The sequence below is a fragment of the Dysgonomonas sp. 25 genome (assembly GCF_010501075.1).
In the GTDB taxonomy this organism is placed as follows: Bacteria; Bacteroidota; Bacteroidia; order Bacteroidales; family Dysgonomonadaceae; genus Dysgonomonas.
In genome coordinates this window covers 154843-174322 of the sequence record NZ_QVMN01000002.1, presented here as the reverse complement: position 1 = coordinate 174322, position 19480 = coordinate 154843, and the positions used below count along the sequence as shown (strand labels likewise).

Below are 19480 nucleotides of genomic sequence, written 5' to 3'. Positions count from 1 at the left end.
GAAAGTATATCTGAAATGACAACATTTGCACCATTTGCCAGACCGTTATATGTGATGCTGAAGCCCATAGGCGCGGTCTGCAACATGCGATGCAGTTATTGCTACTACCTCGAAAAGAAAGGCCTGTATCCTACCGACAGGAAATACCTGATGGAAGACAGTCTGCTCGAGGAATTTACCAAACAATATATCCAATCGCAAACCTCGCCTCATGTGCTGTTCACATGGCACGGGGGCGAGACATTGCTGCGCGACATCAAGTTCTACAAAAAAGCGCTGGAATATCAACGCAAATACGGGCGGGGACGCAATATACAGAATACCATACAAACGAATGGTACCCTGATAACCGAAGAATGGTGCAGATTCTTCAAAGAGCATAATTTCCTCGTGGGCATCTCCATCGACGGAACGCGCGAGCATCACGACAAGTACCGCAAGATGATGGACGGACGCCCTTCGTTCGACCTTGTCCTGCGCGGAATCGCATTGCTCAAGATGCACGGTGTGGAGTTCAATATCATGGGGGTTGTCAACGATTACAATGTCGACTATCCATTGGATTTCTACAACTTCTTCAAGTCTATCGATTGTCATTATATCCAGTTTGCCCCGGTAGTGGAAACAAAAGACGGTGAGTTACTGCCTTGGAGCGTCGACTCCGAGAAATGGGGCGATTTCCTCATCGCCATATTCGACGAATGGGTGCGCAAGGACGTCGGAAATTACTTCGTCCAATATTTCGACAACGCTTTGGCGGGATGGATGGGCGTAGATCCGGGAACATGCATTTTTGCCAAGACATGCGGACATGCCGGCGTGATGGAGTTCAACGGCGACGTCTATGCCTGCGACCACTTTGTTTTCCCCGATTATAAAATTGGCAACATTCATTCGATGACACTGACCGAAATGATGTATTCGCCTAAGCAAATACGTTTCGGACAGGATAAGTTCGATACATTGCCATCGCAGTGCAAGCGGTGCAAATATCTGAAAGCCTGCTACGGAGAATGCCCCAAGAACCGGATTATAGCGACCGATTCGGGCGAAGCGGGATTGAATTATCTGTGCATAGGATATTACAAGTTTTTCGACCATATTGCGCCTTATATGGACTTTATGAAAAACGAATTGCTGAACAAGCGTTCTCCGGCAAACATCATGCAGGTGGCGGATAAAATCAGGAAATAAAATCGTCAACCGAGCATATTTCACCCCATTCTTATATTGAAAAAACTGTGTCTCAAAACTGTAATAAACTGACAGACAACGCCATCTATTAAAAAAAAACTGTATTTTGTATTTTAACCCAACCAATTCGACAACTTTTGTTTTACTTTTACAATTGCAGCTGTAAATAATTTATTAGTTTAACTTAATACAAAAGAATATGAACTTAAAAATAACAATTACTTTATTGACTTTCTTTTTATTATTGACTGCATGTGTCGATAGCAATGAATATGATTCCGCGGTTATCCCCACCCCACCCGATTATGCTACAATTTCAATCAAGTCTGCCGGGGATGGAGTTTATGATTTGGTAGGCTATGGCTATGATTGCCGTTATGCCATAGGAGATAATCACCAAGGCGCCCTTAATCCTGTGATTGATTTAGACAAGTTTACTTCAGGAAATGGAACAGACCCTAACACCTGGGCACCGGTAACTACCTTTAAAGAGAATTTAGAAGTAGCTTTGACACATGGGAGCTTTACACAACGCGAAACCTATGGGGTGAACTATGCCGAGTTTGAAAGGATATTAAAAAACAAGGTAACCGCAACTATCGATAAACCAAGCATATTATCTTCCTTGAAATTCACCGAATGGGGTAAATACGAACTTACTAAACAATTTGATTCGAAAATAAACCAAAAAAGCAACCATTCATTCTACAGATCAGACTTATGCGTGAGTACCAAAAGGATATATTTGAGCACGACAAGTATGTCGAGGCTAAAATACTTTCTGTCAGACAGATTTCTTCGGGCTTTAAAATACAATACAGCTAAAGAAATTGTGGATGAATTCGGCACACACGTGTTGACTGATATAAATATAGGAGGCAAAGTCAGCGTTTTGGTTTCGGCAAATGCCTATGAATCTACACAAACCGAATTTCAACGATTTGTTACTGATGTTCTTGGCGTAATTAAAACAGAGAATAGCGATTCGACAGTTTATATCAATAAGCTCAGGAATGTTACAATTTCATTAGTTCAGCATGGAGGAGCCAATGTCGAATCATTTAAGACAACTGTAGATCAAAATGGCTACATTTCACCTATTTTTTTCGATTGGGGAGGTTGGGTCAGAAGCATTACCCCTCAAAATTCTTCATTAATTTACAGCAATAATGAAAGGATGATTCCTCTCTGGGAATTTATAAGCGATCCGGTTAAACAGCAAGCTGTTATAGACGAAATAGCCTATAGAACAAGAGTGACGTGTACTTCCGGCTTGATTGTTGAAAAATTTAATGATGCGCTATTGATCAATAATAATCCAATATACAATGGCGGTTATAATTTTGTATCTTATCAGTGGTTTATGGAGGAAGAGCTGATACCAGAATCAAAAGGAGGAAAGAAGCAGTACATAAGTATGAGCACTAATATATTACCATATAACAAAGAATATTATTGTGTAATGGTAACAGACGATGGAAAAATAATTAAATCCTGCCCTTATCTCTTAAGAAAAAAATAAAACATTATCTCTCATAAAAAAGCCTCTTGTAGTGAGAAACAAGGGGCTTTTATTCTGTTGAGGTCAGATGCCAATCTGGAATTTAATAAATTCTATGGCTTCTTCCTCCGTACCGAAGTACATGACTCCGTCATACTCGATAGGCAGTTTATTCTGCAGGAGTTTATTCCGTAGAACCAGATCCAGATCACTGCGACTAAAATCCTCATACGTCGTCGTATACTGACGCATATTATGCAAATTCCGCCTGTCGCAAGGTGTAATTTTCAGGGTCTTCAGATCCACTCCATAAATTGTACTACCTATTTTTAAAGTATCTTTAATAGCTACCATAACACAACATACTTTAAAAATTTAACAACCCAACCAATGACACTCTTAAATTTAATACATCATATCCACATTTCCAAGCACATAACCCCATATTTAACGAAAAATAACAGGAAATACCCTGCCCCTCCTTAATATTTCGTTAAAATGAGCGAACCCACCCAATAACAATAGTTTAATAACAAAGCAAGGTTGCTTTTAGTTGATTTTTTCTGACATAAATTTCTTTGTTCTGTAATTAAGTCGTACTTTTGTGCAAACTTAATTATAACCATAAAAGTCATGAATATTTCGCACATCGAACACTTAGGTATTGCTGTAAAAAGCATCGAAGAACAACTACCTTACTATGAGGGCGTTCTTGGTTTAAAATGTTATAACATCGAAGTAGTCGAAGACCAAAAAGTGAAGACTGCATTCTTCAAAGTAGGGCAAACAAAAATTGAGCTTCTCGAGCCTACAAGCCCTGATAGCACAATCGCTAAATTTATCGAGAAACGCGGCGAAGGTATCCACCACATCGCATTCAGCGTCGACGGTGTAGCAAATGCCCTGAAAGAGATGGAAGAAAAAGGCGTGCAGCTAATCGACAAAGCACCTCGCGGAGGAGCCGAAGGATTAAATATCGCATTCCTTCACCCGAAATCGACAGGAAGCGTCCTTACCGAGCTTTGCGAAGATCCTAACAAATAAGATACAGTAAGCTTTACATAAGTCCTTATGTAGAGCTTATTCTTTTTTCAACAAAGAATAGGCTATAAATCTAAATAACAACAAAATAAACAAATAAAAATGAGCCAACTTGAAAAAGTAAAAGAGCTGATAGAGCTACGTGCTAAAGCTCGTCTTGGCGGTGGAGAGAAGAGAATCGAAGCTCAACACGCTAAAGGAAAATACACTGCACGCGAACGTATCGCTATCTTACTCGACGAAGGAAGCTTCGAAGAATTCGATATGTTTGTAGAACACCGTTGTACTAACTTCGGCATGGAAAAGACCAAATTCCTTGGCGACGGGGTAGTTACAGGTTGTGGTACAATCGAAGGACGCTTGGTTTATGTATTTGCACAAGACTTCACCGTTATCGGGGGTTCATTGTCAGAGACAATGGCATTGAAAATCTGCAAGGTGATGGATTATGCCGTGAAAGTAGGCGCTCCCGTTATCGGAATCAACGACTCGGGTGGTGCACGTATCCAGGAAGGAGTAAACGCTCTTGCCGGATATGCTGAGATTTTCCAACGCAACATTATGGCTTCGGGAGTAATTCCTCAGATTTCGGGAATCTTCGGACCATGTGCCGGAGGTGCTGTATATTCACCGGCTCTTACCGACTTCATTCTGATGACCGAAGGTACATCTTACATGTTCCTTACAGGCCCTAAAGTCGTAAAAACCGTTACAGGCGAAGACGTTACCCAAGAAGATTTGGGTGGAGCATCAGTACATACAACTAAATCGGGTGTCGCTCATTTCTCCGTTCCGAACGAAGATGAAGGTCTTTCACTAATCCGTCAGTTATTCGGATTCCTTCCTTCCAACAATATGGAAGAAGCTCCTCGCAGAGAGTGTACCGACCCGATCGCCAGAATGGATGACCTGTTGAACGAAATTATCCCTGACAACCCGAATAAGGCATACGACATGTATGAAGTAATCGGCGCAGTCATCGATAATGGCGAGTTCCTCGAAGTTCACTCACATTATGCTAAGAATATCATTATCGGTTTCGCTCGTATGAACGGGCAATCTGTTGGTATCGTTGCCAACCAGCCTAAATACATGGCAGGGGTGTTGGACATCAATGCTTCGCGCAAAGCTGCACGTTTCGTACGCTTCTGCGACGCTTTCAACATTCCGTTGGTTACCTTGGTAGACGTACCGGGATTCCTTCCGGGAACCGGTCAGGAATATGGCGGTGTAATCGTACACGGAGCCAAACTACTCTATGCTTATGGCGAAGCTACTGTGCCTAAAGTGACTGTGACATTGCGTAAGTCTTACGGAGGTTCTCACATTGTGATGAGCTGTAAACAGCTTCGCGGAGACATCAACTACGCTTGGCCTACGGCCGAAATCGCTGTGATGGGTGCCGATGGTGCTGCTGAAGTATTGTATGCCAAAGACATCAAAGAAGCCGGTACTCCTGAGAAACAGGCAGAAGTGGCTGCGGCGAAGAAAGACGAGTACAACAAACAGTTCAGCAACCCATACAATGCTGCCCGCTATGGCTACATCGACGATGTTATCGAGCCACGCAATACTCGTTTCCGCGTTACCCGTGCATTGGAGCAATTGAGAACTAAGAAGCAAGTGAATCCTGCCAAGAAGCACGATAACTTACCTTTGTAAATCTCTAACAACTAAGGAATACAATTATGAGTAATAATAATATACCAACAGAAGTATTAGCTGCAATAGCCATGGCTATCTATGATATGCAATACCAGCACGACGTGGAAAGCAATGTATTAACCATCAAGCATGTATCGCAAGAATATTTGCCTTGGGCTGATAAAAGGAACGCTATGCTTCAAATGCCAACAAGAAAATAAAATTTGAGAAATCATTATGAAACAGTTCATATATAGAATAAACGGTCAGGACTACATAGTTGCCGTAAACAAAATGGATAACTCCCTTGCAGAAGTAGCTGTAAATGGCACTAACTACAAGGTGGAATTGGTAAACGATGAAGTTAGCCTCGTATCTCAGCCGGTAGCCAAAGCTCCTGCTGCGGCAGCTCCTAAAGCAACTGCATCGGCTCCTGCCGCTAAACCGACAGCCCCTTCGAATGCAGCCGGAGCAGTAAAATCTCCGCTTCCGGGTATCGTTGTCAGCATCAATGTTAACGTAGGCGATGCAGTGAAGAAAGGACAGACAGTAGCCATTCTCGAAGCCATGAAGATGGAAAACTCCATCCAAGCTACAGTAGACGGAACAGTGACTGCTATCAACGTCAATCCGGGCGAATCAGTGCTCGAAGGCGTAACGATTGTAACAATCGGATAATCTTTATCCACACCACTATAAGGAAGGGAGCAACTACAAAGTTGTTCCCTTTTTGTCATTTTTACTCCAAAATACTATATACTAAGCTGTGAGTTACTTTTAATTCGTTCTCACCATTGAAACATCGCATTGTTTTCAATCTATCATTGTCGTCATACGAATATCGATACACTCTCATTAGCCCACCGTTATTATCGAACTTCTTTGATACAATAGGATTCCCTTTTTTATCTGAAATTGTAATCTTAGTATAAAAAGGTATTGGAAAAGAGTCATGATTTGTATGAGCCATCTTGATTGAATCTCCATTATATTCATACACCTCTGTCCAATAGGGTATATTATTATTCAAAAAAGATTTTTTCTCGACAAGTTTATTGCCCTGATATTTATATGTATAAAGATTCTGGCATTGCCTGCTACTATCAGTTATTGACTTGGCGTGTTCTATCAATCGATTTTGCTCGTCGTATTTCTTTATCCATTTTGTTTTGTACTGCCAAATTCGGTCTTTAGTATAATCATCTTCCGTAATCATGCACCGATCGCTTATTGAGTCATTTTTTAATCTTTTCCTGCAATCATAAATCAATATCTCGCAGTTATTATTCTCATCAAAATATTGGTATTGATAGCGAACGGTATCCCCTTTCAAAAAAGACTCTATACAATACTTCAATATCAATCGCTTATTCTTATTGTAACAATAAACATATTCCGCATCCGTAGAGCCATCATATTCAGAACTCATATAGTTGTTACAATATATTTCCCTCAGCAAAAGGCTGTCAGAATAGTATGCTTCTTTGACTATTTTAGGATTGAGACTATCCGTTTTAAGGTATTGTTCTGTTTTTACAAGAAGATTCGGTTCGAATTCGAAAACAATAGTATCATTACTTATTGTCGCGACATGTTCTCCATTACTCTTATTACAAGCCGAAAGAAGAAATAGGAGAATCGGTATTATTAAAATACATTTTTTCATGGAATTCGCTATACCTATAAATAAACAAAAGACACCTATATTTCCATAGGTGCCTCTTTTCTTTCGTCGGGATACCAGGATTCGAACCTGGGACCCCCTGCTCCCAAAGCAGGTGCGCTAACCGGACTGCGCTACATCCCGAATTGCCCGTAAGCGGTGACAAAGATACTACCTTTTCGGAAATTGCAAAATTTTTTCAATAAATATTTTTATTTTTTTTATTTTCCCCTTTTTCTTATATAGATAATCTTTCCCGAAAAAAGTTGATTTTTTAACTGAAAAACAATATCTTTGCTGCGCTTTTAAGCACATTTATGTTTAACCCTTTAAAGTTACTGATCAGAGCAGGCCTCAGATCGTTATTGAATGATTGAATCAGAAAAATTAAAGAACGTACAACCTATTGATAATTTCGATTGGGAAGCGTACGAAAAAGGCGACACATTTTCAGAGAAGAATCGCCAGGAACTTGAAAAAACTTATGACGACTCGTTGAACAACGTTAACGACAAAGAAGTTGTTATAGGTAAAGTAACTTCGATGAACAAACGCGAAGTCGTTATCAACATCGGTTACAAATCAGACGGTATCGTTTCTATGAACGAATTCCGCTACAACCCTGACCTTAAAATCGGCGACGAAGTAGAAGTCTACATCGAAAACCAGGAAGACAAAAAAGGCCAGCTTATCCTTTCGCACAAGAAAGCACGTGCTACACGTTCTTGGGATCGCGTAAACGAAGCGCTCGAAAAAGACGAAATCATCAAAGGATTTATCAAATGCCGCACAAAGGGTGGTATGATCGTTGATGTATTCGGTATCGAAGCCTTCTTGCCGGGATCACAAATCGACGTGAAACCTATCCGCGATTACGACGTATTCGTTGGTAAGACAATGGAATTCAAAGTGGTTAAAATCAACCATGAGTTCCGCAACGTGGTTGTTTCTCACAAAGCGCTTATCGAAGCCGAATTGGAACAACAGAAGAAAGATATTATATCGAAACTCGAAAAAGGTCAGGTACTCGAAGGTACTGTCAAAAACATCACTTCTTACGGGGTGTTTATCGACCTTGGTGGCGTAGATGGACTGATCCACATCACAGACCTCTCTTGGGGACGCGTTCAGCATCCTGAAGAAGTCGTTAAACTGGATGAGAAAATCAATGTCGTTATCCTCGACTTCGACGATGATAAGAAACGTATCGCTCTCGGCTTGAAACAATTGACTCCACATCCTTGGGATGCACTTAGCGCCGACCTCAAAGTAGGTGACAAAGTGAAAGGTAAAGTTGTTGTAATGGCTGACTACGGTGCATTTATCGAAATCGCTCCGGGCGTAGAAGGACTTATCCACGTGTCGGAAATGAGCTGGGCTCAACACCTGCGCAGCGCTCAGGACTTTATGAAAGTGGGCGACGAAGTAGAAGCTGTTGTGCTTACACTCGACCGCGACGAACGCAAAATGTCTCTCGGTATCAAACAATTGAAACCAGATCCATGGGATAACATCGAAGAAAAATATCCTGCCGGAAGCAAGCATGTTGCTAAAGTTCGCAACTTCACTAACTTCGGCGTATTTGCTGAAATCGAAGAAGGCGTTGATGGATTAATCCATATCTCTGACCTTTCTTGGACGAAGAAAATCAAACACCCAAGCGAGATTACTCAAATCGGTGCCGATATCGACGTTCAGGTACTTGAAATCGACAAAGAAAACCGTCGCCTAAGCCTCGGTCACAAACAACTCGAAGAAAACCCTTGGGATGTATTCGAAACCCTCTTCACAGTAGGTTCGGTACACGAAGGAACAGTTGTAGACGTGATGGACAAAGGTGCTGTAATCGCTCTTCCTTACGGTGTTGAAGGGTTCGCAACTCCTAAACACTTGGTTAAAGAAGACGGTTCGCAAGCGAAAGCTGACGAAAAGCTCGAGTTCAAAGTTATCGAATTCAACAAAGACTCTAAGAGAATCATTGTTTCTCACAGCCGCACATTCGAAGACGAGAAACCTGAAGCTAAAGAAGCTGCAGAAAAGAAACCTCGCAAATCTACGAAGAAAGCATCTGAGGAACTTCCTCAACAAAACGTTGAGAAAACAACTCTCGGAGACATCGAAGAATTAGCTGCATTGAAAGAAAAACTTTCAGGCAAATAAGCGATTATTCTAACTCTCTATAATAAAGGAGTGACCTGCGGGTTGCTCCTTTTTGTTTTCTCCCCCACTCCTCTCCAAAAAGTAACAAAAGCTCTACTTGTTTCGCCCATTTTTTTACCGAGTTACTTTTAGCCCCTCCAACCTCCCCTTGGGGAGGCTTATTCTTCCCTGTCATACTGAGTGAAACGAAGTATCTCGTCATATTACTGGAACGAGGCGCCTCCTATTGTCGGCATAACAGAAAAAGTAACAAAACCCTACTCATTTTCGATGTTTTCTATCGAGTTACTTTTCTTTCCCTCTTGTAAACTCATTGCTAATAAACTCGTACACTTGCTTACTCGTCAACTTGAAAGTTACTTTTCTCAGTGTACCTCAGTGCCTTCTCTGCGGAACTCAGTGTCACCTCTTTCTTTCTCACGCATTATAAGAAAGAGATGCCTCCTATTGTCGGCATGACATAAAAAGTAACATTTCTCTACTCATTCTTAGGCGTTTTTATCAAGTTACTTTTCTCAGTGTGCCTCAGTGCCTTCTCTGCGGAACTCAGTGTTACCTCTTTCTTTCTCACCCATTACAGGAAAGAGATGCCTCCTTTCGTCGGCATGACAGAAAAAAGTAACAATCCTCTACTTATTTTCGGTGTTTTTGCAGAGTCACTTTTCCTCGTAACTCGTAACTGCCCGTAGGGCGGAGTAACTTGTAACTACTCCTACAACTTATTATACTCCTCTATTATCTTGCGCGATTTGGCTATCGCTTCGGGAGTAAGCTCATCCCGTTCGCCCCGATCCAGCTTTTCTAATTCGCGTTTCGTTTCTTCGTTGATGACTTCGATGACGAGCGGTTGGCGGGTGATGTGGTGTCGTTTCTCTTCTTTCTCGCGTTCGCGTTGTAGGGCCTCTTCGTGACGCAGGCGCTCATCTTCGCGTTTCAATACGGCATTGATGGTAGCCGTGTCCGGGGCGTGGTCTTTCTCTTTCACTATCTTTTCTTTCAGTACAAGGCGGTCGGGGTAGTGTTTGTCAGGTACGTAGACGTATTTGGTTTCTACGGTTTTGTAGCCGTTCATTTTGCGGCGAGCGGCTTGTCGGGCGAGGGTAACCAAACGTTCGTTGCGCTGAGATTGGGCTAACTGTATGGCTTCGCGAAAATCTTCCTTTTCATTTTTCCATTCATAAAAGGTTTTGCGGTTGATCTTCATAAAGCCGCAGATTTCATTGATAGTCGATTCGCCGTCGGCGATAAGTTCGCATATTGCTTCTACTAATTGTTTGCTGTACTTTGCCATAATCTTTTTTCACATAGAGATAAAGCGCCGAAAAAAAGCAAACAGTTTTTTAAGAATTAGTTTTATTCTAAAAAATATTAAAACCATCCGAAACGCCGGTTGTTTTACCCTTTAAGCTTTATTTATAGCCCGAAACGTTGTATTTTTGATAACTGAAATGAATAAAAGGAAATAATGACAAAACGATATAAATTCGCCCTGCTACTTTTCGCTTGCACCCTGTTTTCCGGCTTACATGCTCAAAAACAAACCGCACAACCGGCACTCTATCAGCGCGCCGATGCTGCACGCATGCAAATCTGGGTAGACTCCGTATTCAATACACTGACGCCCGAAGAACGTGTCGGACAGCTATTTACACTCATTACCTACGGCGACGAAGCGCACCGCAAAGAAATACTCAGCCAGGTAGAAAACCAATCTATCGGAGGCATTATTTTCCTCAAAGGCGCACCACTCATACAAGCCAACCTGACCAATGCCGCACAGAAAAAGGCTAAAGTGCCGCTGATGATTTCCATCGATGGTGAATGGGGATTGGCTATGCGCTTGGCAGGCACCACCCGTTTCCCTAAAAATATGATGCTCGGGGCTATCCAGAACGATTCGCTCCTTTACCTGTACGGGCGCGAAATGGCACGCCAATGCCGCTTGATGGGTATTCATGTCAACTTTGCCCCCGATATAGATACCAACACCAACCCCGACAATCCCGTTATCGGCATCCGCGCCTATGGCGAATCGCCCGAATTGGTTTCCCGCAAAGGAATCATGTACGCCAAAGGATTGGAGGACGGCAACGTACTTTCGGTGGCCAAGCACTTCCCGGGACATGGCAATACCTCTACCGATTCGCACTATACGCTGCCATTGGTAAGCGGAAGCCGTGAACGGCTGAATCAATACGAATTAGTCCCTTTCCGCGATTATATCGACGCCGGATTGGGTGGGATGATGGTCGCCCACCTCAATATTCCTGCCCTCGATACGATCAAACAACCTGCTTCGTTGTCGTCGAAAGTGGCAACCGAAGTATTGCAGGATTCGCTGGGATTCAAAGGATTAATCTTCACCGACGGGTTGACGATGCAAGGCGTTACTGTCGAAAAGGAGCATTGCGTAAGAGCATTGCAGGCAGGAAACGACATCCTTCTGGGGCCTGTCAACCTGATAAAACAATACGAATCCGTAAAAAAAGCTGTTAAAGACGGTGATTTGAGCGATTCGTTAATCGACATTAAATGTCGCAAAGTATTGGAATATAAATATTTGCTGAATATTACCAAAACGCCCATACCTGTCGACAGCCTGTTGGCAAACCTCAATACGGACTATGCCGATTGGATCAACCGCAAGCTGAACCAAAAAGCAATGACCTTGCTCAAAAACAACGACGATATTATCCCGCTGAAAAAGCTCGACGAACGCAAAATTGTAGCCGTTTCGATAGGTGCTCCGGCAGGAAATTCGTTCCACAAAACATTAAAAAAATACGGAACAGTCCCTTGCTATTCGGCTGCCGATGCTGCTGCATTAACCAAATTGAAGCCTACTTTGGACAAATACAATACAGTCATTATTTCCATTCATTCCACCAAAGCCAACGTAAACGATGCCATCGCGAAGGTCTGCAAAGGGAAAAAGACAATACTGACATTTTTCACTACCCCCTATCGCATGGCTCCCTACAAAACGGCGATCGAACAGGCAGACGGATTAGTCCTCGCCTACGAAGATACGCCCTTAGCCCGCGAATATGCTGCTCAAGCCATCTTTGGCGGAGTAGAAATGGATGCCCGCATCCCTGTTTCGGTGAAAGGGCTGTTCAAAGCCGGAGATGGAATGGACACACCCAAAACCCGCTTGGGATATAGTATGCCCGAGGAAGTAGGGATGCTCTCTACCCGCTTGAAAGAATTGGAAAAAATAGCCGAAGAAGGCATCGAAAACGAAGCTTATCCCGGTTGCCAGATATTAGTAGCCAAAGACGGTTATGTTATTTACGAACAGACATTCGGCACTTTCCGCTATGGCGACAGCACCGAAATGGTCACCAACGAATCCATTTACGATTTGGCTTCGATGACTAAAGCAGTCGCTACACTTCCGGCAGTAATGAAGTTGTACGATAAAAAAAAAATCACGCTCAATTCGGCTTTGAGCACCTACGTGCCCATTCTGAAAGGCACGGACAAAGCTAAAATAACCGTTCGGCAGGCATTATTGCACGAGAGCCGTATGCCCTCATTTATACCCTATTACGTGAATGCTATCGACACGGCCAGCTACAAAGGGCGCCTTTTCAGCCGGAGCAAGACGCCAACGCACAAAGTGCAGTTCGATGGAACAACATGGGCTAATCCGGCCTTTAAGTACAAAAAGCACCTTGTTTCGAATGATTCGCTCAAAAACTTCGTGCCTTTAGCCGATAATCTCTTTATCAATCAGGCTTATCGCGATACCATACTGGCGACTATTGCCAAAACGCCCCTACGAAGGAGAGCGGGCTCGATGTATAGCTGCCTGAATTTCATGCTATTGAAAGAGATGGTAGAAGAGCAATCGGGCGAAGACCTGAATACTTATCTGCAAAAGAACTTCTACGAGCCGCTGGGCATGGACATGACGACTTACAACCCTTTGACGCGCTTTGGGAAATCGCAGATTGTCCCGACCGAAAATGACCGTTTCCTCCGCAAACAGATAGTTCGCGGCTATGTGCACGACGAAGGGGCTGCCTATATGGGCGGTATCTCGGGGAATGCAGGCCTGTTCTCGGATGCCAACGATATAGCCAAACTCTGCCAGTTGCTGCTCAATAGCGGTTCATACGGCGACGAGGAGTATCTGTCCAAAAATACCTGCAATCTTTTCACCAAAACGCGCAGTGCTATTTCGCGCCGCGGATTGGGATTCGACAAACCCGAAACGCGTACCAACAAACTGAATCCCTGTGCCCCGAGCGCTCCCGCAAGTGTATACGGGCATACAGGTTTTACGGGAACGTGCTTCTGGATAGACCCCGATAATCAACTAATTTTTATATTTTTGTCGAACCGTGTGTATCCCAGCCGGACGCATACGAAATTGATGAAACTAAGCATACGCCAACGCATTCAGGAGGAAATCTACCAGGCAATGAAGGTTGGCATGAACAGCTAAATATATAATTGACATGGGAAAAAACAAGCTCGCCAAATTTGCCAACATGGAGGAATATCCGCATGTATTCCAATATCCTTTCGCCGTTTTGAAGGAAAAAGGCTTCGAAATGAAAGGGAAATGGAACAAGGAATTTTTCCAAAATGACAACCCTATCGTCCTCGAGTTGGGATGCGGAAAAGGCGAATATACCGTCGGTTTAGCGAAATTGTTTCCCGACAAAAACTTTATCGGCGTCGATATCAAAGGCGCGCGCATGTGGACGGGAGCTACCCAAGCGCAGAACGAGGGATTGAAAAATGTCGCTTTCCTGCGTACACATATCGAACTGATTAATCATTTCTTCGAGCAGGGCGAGGTGGCCGAAATCTGGATAACCTTCCCCGATCCGCAGATGGCGAAAGTGAATAAGCGCATGACTTCCACCCGCTTTATGGAACTGTATGGCGAAATATTGTCGGACGAAAGCATTATCCACCTCAAGACGGACAGCAATTTCATGTTCACCTACACCTGCGAAATGGTCAAGGCAAACAAGTTGCCGGTACTGTTCAGCACGGACGATTTATATCATTCGGGGTTGGTGGACGATATTCTGCAAATACAGACATTCTACGAACAACAGTGGTTGTCGCGCGGATTGAATATTAAATATCTGAAATTCACCTATCAGCACCTCAACAACTGGGTTGAACCGGATGTTGAAATTGAGAAAGATGAATACCGCAGCTACGGGCGAAACAATTCGCAAAGCTTGAAAGCAAGTAAAGTTGCGAAGTAAGAACGTTCTTTCAAACTATTCCTTTTTCTGCGCAGAATTGTTTCGCAATGCGCAGAAAAATACACTATTCCGACATTGCCGGATAAACGGGGCACCCACACAGCGATAGTGAGCGAAAAGAGCAAAACGTGTTTGAGCGAAGCGAGTTTTTTGCTCAGCGAACAAGCTGCCTGTGGGTCGGATAGACGGCTAAGTCGTGACTTTTTGAATACTTTTTGGTCAAGCAAAAAGTATTGAAGGCAAGCAACGATAGTTGCGCGGCAGTAGTAATTAAAACAATAAAAAACATCAAAAATATACAAGACATGGCTATATACCCCAAACTGATAATAGATGCGCTACGCAACGTGCGCTATCCCGGAACAGGCAAAGACATTGTAGAAATGGGCATGGTATCCGACGATATCCATATTGCCGGCAATAAGGTAAGCTTTTCGCTATTGTTTGAGAAAGCGAACGATCCATTTATGAAGTCAGTTGTGAAGGCTGCCGAAACGGCAATCCTCACCTTTGCCGATCCCAATATCGACATCAAGGGCAACATAGAAGTGATAACCAAGCAAGCTGCCGCCCCTCCCAAAGCTGATAATCCGCTGCCGAAGGTGAAGAATATTATCGCCGTTTCGTCGGGAAAAGGAGGCGTCGGGAAAAGTACCGTTTCGGTCAATCTGGCCGTAGCATTGGCCAACAAAGGATATAAAGTCGGATTGCTCGATGCGGATATTTTTGGCCCTTCGCTGCCGAAAATGTTCGGCGAGGAGGAAGCCCGCCCTTATTTAGAGGAGGTAGACGGACGCGAATTGATTATCCCCGTAGAAAAATACGGCGTCAAGATGCTGTCTATCGGCTTTTTCGTCGACCCCAACAATGCCGTTGTATGGCGCGGAGCGATGGCAAGCAATGCCCTCAAACAGCTAATCAACGATGCCAACTGGGGCGAACTCGATTATTTCCTCATAGACTTGCCTCCGGGCACAAGCGACATTCATCTCACTATCGTTCAGACGCTTGCCGTGACTGGCGCGATAGTGGTCAGTACACCGCAACAAGTTGCTTTGGCGGATGCCCGCAAAGGAATCGACATGTTTACCAACGAAAAGGTGAATGTACCAATTATCGGTCTGGTGGAAAATATGGCATGGTTTACGCCGGCTGAATTGCCTGATAATAAATATTATATCTTTGGTCGCGATGGAGCTAAGCAGTTAGCCGAACAGCTGAATATCCCGCTTCTGGGGCAGATACCGATCGTACAGAGCATCTGCGAAGGCGGCGATGCGGGCAAACCTGTCGCACTGAACGAGGACAGCATCACCGGGATGGCTTTTGCCGAACTGGCCTTTAATTTCGCGAAATCGGTAGACGAACGGAATAACAATCAAGCGCCGACACACAAGGTAGAGGTACACAAACGATAGGCGGACAGGCAGTTACTCGCCTTCGTCCTCGTCGATTATTTCTACCTCTGTCTCTTTCCCGAACAACCTTTTGTTCAGGTAATCGATAAGGTTGCCGTAGCTGTCGATATCGAACTTTTTCCTGAGCGCGTACTTCCTCGACTGCACCGAATTCACTTTGTAGTCGATGATAATAGAAATATCCGTATTGCTCAGGTTGGCATAGGTCAGGCAGCAGATGCGGAAATCCAATTCGTCGAGTTCGGGATGAGCTTCGCGCAACTTTTGGCAGAAACCGTCGTAGATATGGTCTAATGTCTGATAGGTCTTTTCCCAGTCGAACGAATCCTGACCGTAGACTGTTTCGTTGAATTTGGCTAACAATTTCTGATTTTGTTTCTTTTCCTCGTCATGCAGGTATGTCTCCATCAATGCCGTTTTTTTGAAGATATTAAAATGGTCGAGGATAATATCGCGCATCGAATTGTTTTTCTTATTGTACGTATCAGCCAAGCTCATCAACTGATAAATCTTCTCTTCGGCAAGCTGTTTCTCATCTTTATACTTTTGCCGGTTACGGATAAAGATCATAACGAATATAATGAGGCCTATTCCCAGAAAAAGGATTGCTATAAAATAGCGTTGCCGCGAAATAGTGAGCGCATGATTCTCTGTCCTTGTCTGTTCATAATTATATTTCTTCTGTATATCGGCAATATTTTCCTTGTTTTTCTCAAAAAACACTCCACTCAAATATTTGATATATTGATCCTTATACACCAACGCCTGCCGGTAATTCCCGCTGACAGCCTCTACCTCGGCAAGGGTTTTAGCAATATTGGCTTGTATTTTCGGATCTTTCTTCTCTTTGTCGAAAGTAATTTTGTTGATATAAGCCAAGGCCGAATCGCGCTTCTGCTCTCTGGCAAACGAAATAGCAATGCTCAAATATGGTCTGGCTCTATCTAATTCGTTCTTATGCAAATCAATAGACTTAAATAAATTATTACGTGCTTGTTGGTACTTTTCGATATGCAAATAAGCAACCCCCAAATTATTTAGAATATGCGCCTGTTCATCCGAATAATTATGCTCTACAGCCAAAGCCAATGCTTGGTTATAATAAAAGAATGCACTATCGGACTCCATTCCAATTAAGAAAGAATTAGCTATCCTACTATAGGTTTCAACAAGATTTCCATTATCATCGGACTCTTTGAAATATTGCGCCGCTTTTTTGAAACATTCTATGGAATTATCGGTCAATAATTGCGATTCGTATACCAGCCCCATAAAAGTCTGTATCTGCGCTTTCATATACAAATCGTCTGTTTTAGCGGCAAGATGTTCCGCCTCAGAATAGGCTTGCGTAGCCATTTCCTTTTTGTTCTGAGCTGTAAGCACTCTGGCAGAATAGAAAGCGCTTCGGGCAGCATTCAACATATCACCTTTTTCTTTATAATACTTCGCCGTCCCGAAGATAACGGAGTCGTCTTTTATCCTCAAATTGCTTTTGTCTTTTGCCCGCAATGTCAGCAAGACATATTTATTATAATATTCCTCATTGAGGTTTTCAGGAAAAAGAACATTATCAAGCAATTGCAGTGCGCTATCGGAATTAGTCGAAAGTATATCCCCGGCTGCATCAATTGCTTGTTCATATTTTGAGTTGTTCCCACATGAAGTCGACAAAAACAAAATGATAGTAAAAACAACAAGGCTACGATAAATGTTTTTTCTGGTCATAACAGCAGTCAATCAATTCAGTTATTGTTCTGAGTTGGGACAAAATTACGCAAAAATAACCAAATTACACCCGATGATTTAACCAAATAAAATCTATGTACAGCTTTTTTTATTCAACTAATTATTAGATGCTTACATTTTTTTAACCCAAGAAAAAACTGTGTTTTGCCATTTTACAGTTTTATACTCCATCAAATATAGCTTCCTTTAAGTAAACTTTACGAAGCATTGCACTTTTAATCCGTACTCTAATTACAATCATATAAAAACTACTGTTATGAAAAAGATTTTATTTGTCCTGAATCTTATTATTGTATCTGCTATCTTTTTAGCATCGACACTCAACGCTTCTACTCCTGTTTATTCCGACGACGACAACAGGCCTGTACACTTCGATTACAACAACAGCGGAGACGGTTTAACCCCTATAGAAATATCAGATTTGATACAAGGCGGAACACTCCCCAAAACTCCCGGATTAGCAGCCATAGAACTGTATCAGGGAGAAGGAACATTAACCTCAGTATTCAACAAAGCTAAATATTATACGCTCACGGTTCGCAGCAACGCAGGCCACGTTATGCACGTAACATCCATCGTGCCCGCCATGGAGACTTATGTCATTTCCACGACTGCCTATCCGGCCGGAGTGTATACCATAACTTATACCAATAATGCAGGTGTAGATATATATCAGGCAGCATTTTCGATAGAATAGTCGAAACAAAAATCTGTATTTAGGAGGGCAAGCAATTTCGTTAACTCATTACATATTAACATATTGCTTTCTCTCTTAAAAACAAAAAAACTGTGTCGCCTGATTTTTTTGCCTCTTCGGCAGCATTCTTTACTAACTTTGCTTATGCAAACAGGAAATTCGAGGAAAAGTGCTTTTTGCACAAAGACTAAATGAATAAGCGTCTCGTTAAAGCCGAGACTAATCAAAGTAATGAAGACCTCATTTGAATAAGACCAAAGTTGAAAGAAATAAAGAAATTACCTGCTGTGAAGCAGGTCGAGTTTTTCATTAAGCTCAATATTGTTTGTAACAACAGGCTGGAAGAGTTGACCGGACCCGGTTAGCTCTTCTTTTTTTATGCCTTTATGAGACCACAGTCCCTGTCCCCTTGCCTATTTCGGACGCTTGCGTGATTATGACTTTCTTTACTCCCGCATCGATAGCCTCGAAAGCATTTTCCAGTTTGGGAATCATCCCCCCCTGAATAATCTGCCGTTCGACAAGCTGTGCGAACTCCTGCCTGTTCAAGGTAGGGATTACGCTATTTTCGTCCTTTTCATCGAGTAAAACGCCCTTTTTCTCGAAACAGAATACCAACTCTACATTGAAATCCTTAGCCAGTGCTTTCGCTGTTTCTCCGGCTATCGTATCCGCATTCGTGTTCAGTATATTGCCTTTATTATCGTGCGTCAGCGGGGCAAGGACAGGCACAACGCCCGATTTGACGAAAGGGTACAGCACTTTCCCTCTCACCTCCTTCACATCGCCCACATAGCCGTAATCGACATCCTTCACAGGGCGCTTCTCGGCACGGATAAGGTTGAGGTCGACGCCGGTCATTCCCAGCGCATTGATGCCCATTGCCTGCAATTTGGCAACGATATTCTTATTTACCAGCCCCCCATAAACCATTGTCACCACCTTCAGCGTTTCCTCGTCGGTTATACGACGCCCGTTCACCATACGGCTTTCGATGCCTAACTTCTCGGCCAATCGGGTTGCCGATCGTCCGCCGCCGTGCACCAATAACTTATTCCCTTCTATCTGGGCAAAATTGTGCAATAATTCTCGCAGGGAATCCTCTTCTTCTACGATTTTCCCTCCCACTTTAATAATTGTCAGTTTCTCCATTGGTTGTATTATGTTATTAGTCATTTTTTT

16 protein-coding genes and 1 tRNA gene are annotated in these 19480 nt (G+C 43.0%); 11 read left to right on the top strand and 6 right to left on the bottom strand.

All coding sequences use genetic code 11. The features are described from left to right. Positions 1-15: 15 nt before the first annotated feature. Positions 16-1194, top strand: a complete 1179-nt coding sequence (locus D0T66_RS03885; protein ID WP_163355790.1) for an anaerobic sulfatase-maturation protein — start codon at positions 16-18, stop codon at positions 1192-1194. A gap of 199 nt (positions 1195-1393) precedes the next feature. Beyond that, positions 1394-2716, top strand: coding sequence for an MAC/perforin domain-containing protein (locus D0T66_RS03880; protein WP_163355788.1), 1323 nt, complete (start codon positions 1394-1396; stop codon positions 2714-2716). A 63-nt stretch (positions 2717-2779) separates the two neighbouring features. Here the strand turns inward: D0T66_RS03880 and D0T66_RS03875 are convergent, their stop codons facing one another. Next, on the bottom strand, positions 2780-3049 hold the full coding sequence (locus D0T66_RS03875) for a hypothetical protein (RefSeq protein ID WP_163355786.1): 270 nt from the start codon (positions 3047-3049) through the stop codon (positions 2780-2782). 279 nt (positions 3050-3328) lie between these two features. Between D0T66_RS03875 and mce the strand changes: the two genes are divergently transcribed. The 4 genes from mce (at position 3329) to D0T66_RS03860 (ending at position 6058) form a co-directional block, all read left to right on the top strand. Beyond that, a complete protein-coding gene (gene mce, locus D0T66_RS03870) occupies positions 3329-3739 on the top strand; it encodes a methylmalonyl-CoA epimerase (protein WP_163355784.1) in 411 nt (136 codons plus the stop codon). 99 nt (positions 3740-3838) lie between these two features. Next, positions 3839-5398, top strand: a complete 1560-nt coding sequence (locus tag D0T66_RS03865) for an acyl-CoA carboxylase subunit beta (RefSeq protein WP_163355782.1) — start codon at positions 3839-3841, stop codon at positions 5396-5398. A gap of 26 nt (positions 5399-5424) precedes the next feature. Further along, complete coding sequence (locus D0T66_RS16185; RefSeq protein WP_185154814.1) at positions 5425-5601, top strand: hypothetical protein; 177 nt, start codon at positions 5425-5427, stop codon at positions 5599-5601. A 16-nt stretch (positions 5602-5617) separates the two neighbouring features. Further along, the gene (locus D0T66_RS03860) at positions 5618-6058 is read left to right on the top strand and encodes a biotin/lipoyl-containing protein (protein ID WP_163355780.1); all 441 of its coding nucleotides are present in this window, start codon (positions 5618-5620) and stop codon (positions 6056-6058) included. Positions 6059-6119: 61 nt separating this feature from the next. On the opposite strand, the gene D0T66_RS03855 is transcribed toward D0T66_RS03860, so the two are convergent. Continuing rightward, positions 6120-7046 carry a hypothetical protein gene (locus D0T66_RS03855; RefSeq protein WP_163355778.1) on the bottom strand — a complete coding sequence of 309 codons (927 nt, stop codon included), beginning with the start codon at positions 7044-7046 and terminating at the stop codon, positions 6120-6122. Positions 7047-7112: 66 nt separating this feature from the next. Beyond that, positions 7113-7187, bottom strand: a tRNA-Pro gene (locus D0T66_RS03850). A gap of 225 nt (positions 7188-7412) precedes the next feature. Between D0T66_RS03850 and rpsA the strand changes: the two genes are divergently transcribed. Next, positions 7413-9203, top strand: a complete 1791-nt coding sequence (gene rpsA, locus D0T66_RS03845; RefSeq protein ID WP_163355776.1) for a 30S ribosomal protein S1 — start codon at positions 7413-7415, stop codon at positions 9201-9203. Between the two features lie 712 nt (positions 9204-9915). Here the strand turns inward: rpsA and D0T66_RS03840 are convergent. Beyond that, positions 9916-10494, bottom strand: coding sequence for a hypothetical protein (locus tag D0T66_RS03840; protein WP_163355774.1), 579 nt, complete (start codon positions 10492-10494; stop codon positions 9916-9918). Positions 10495-10668: 174 nt separating this feature from the next. Here D0T66_RS03840 and D0T66_RS03835 point away from each other — a divergent pair, with 174 nt between their 5' ends. From D0T66_RS03835 to D0T66_RS03825, 3 genes are all read left to right on the top strand, one after another. Then, positions 10669-13656 carry a glycoside hydrolase family 3 N-terminal domain-containing protein gene (locus D0T66_RS03835; RefSeq protein ID WP_163355773.1) on the top strand — a complete coding sequence of 996 codons (2988 nt, stop codon included), beginning with the start codon at positions 10669-10671 and terminating at the stop codon, positions 13654-13656. Positions 13657-13669: 13 nt separating this feature from the next. After that, on the top strand, positions 13670-14437 hold the full coding sequence (trmB, locus tag D0T66_RS03830) for a tRNA (guanosine(46)-N7)-methyltransferase TrmB (RefSeq protein WP_163355771.1): 768 nt from the start codon (positions 13670-13672) through the stop codon (positions 14435-14437). Between the two features lie 305 nt (positions 14438-14742). Further along, a complete protein-coding gene (locus D0T66_RS03825; RefSeq protein WP_163355769.1) occupies positions 14743-15855 on the top strand; it encodes an Mrp/NBP35 family ATP-binding protein in 1113 nt (370 codons plus the stop codon). 12 nt (positions 15856-15867) lie between these two features. Here the strand turns inward: D0T66_RS03825 and D0T66_RS03820 are convergent, their stop codons facing one another. After that, positions 15868-17580, bottom strand: coding sequence for a hypothetical protein (locus D0T66_RS03820; protein WP_163355767.1), 1713 nt, complete (start codon positions 17578-17580; stop codon positions 15868-15870). 277 nt (positions 17581-17857) lie between these two features. Between D0T66_RS03820 and D0T66_RS03815 the strand changes: the two genes are divergently transcribed. Then, a complete protein-coding gene (locus tag D0T66_RS03815) occupies positions 17858-18298 on the top strand; it encodes a hypothetical protein (RefSeq protein WP_163355765.1) in 441 nt (146 codons plus the stop codon). 384 nt (positions 18299-18682) lie between these two features. Here D0T66_RS03815 and argB read toward each other — a convergent pair whose 3' ends face one another. After that, positions 18683-19450, bottom strand: a complete 768-nt coding sequence (gene argB / locus D0T66_RS03810; protein ID WP_163356268.1) for an acetylglutamate kinase — start codon at positions 19448-19450, stop codon at positions 18683-18685. Positions 19451-19480: the final 30 nt, after the last annotated feature.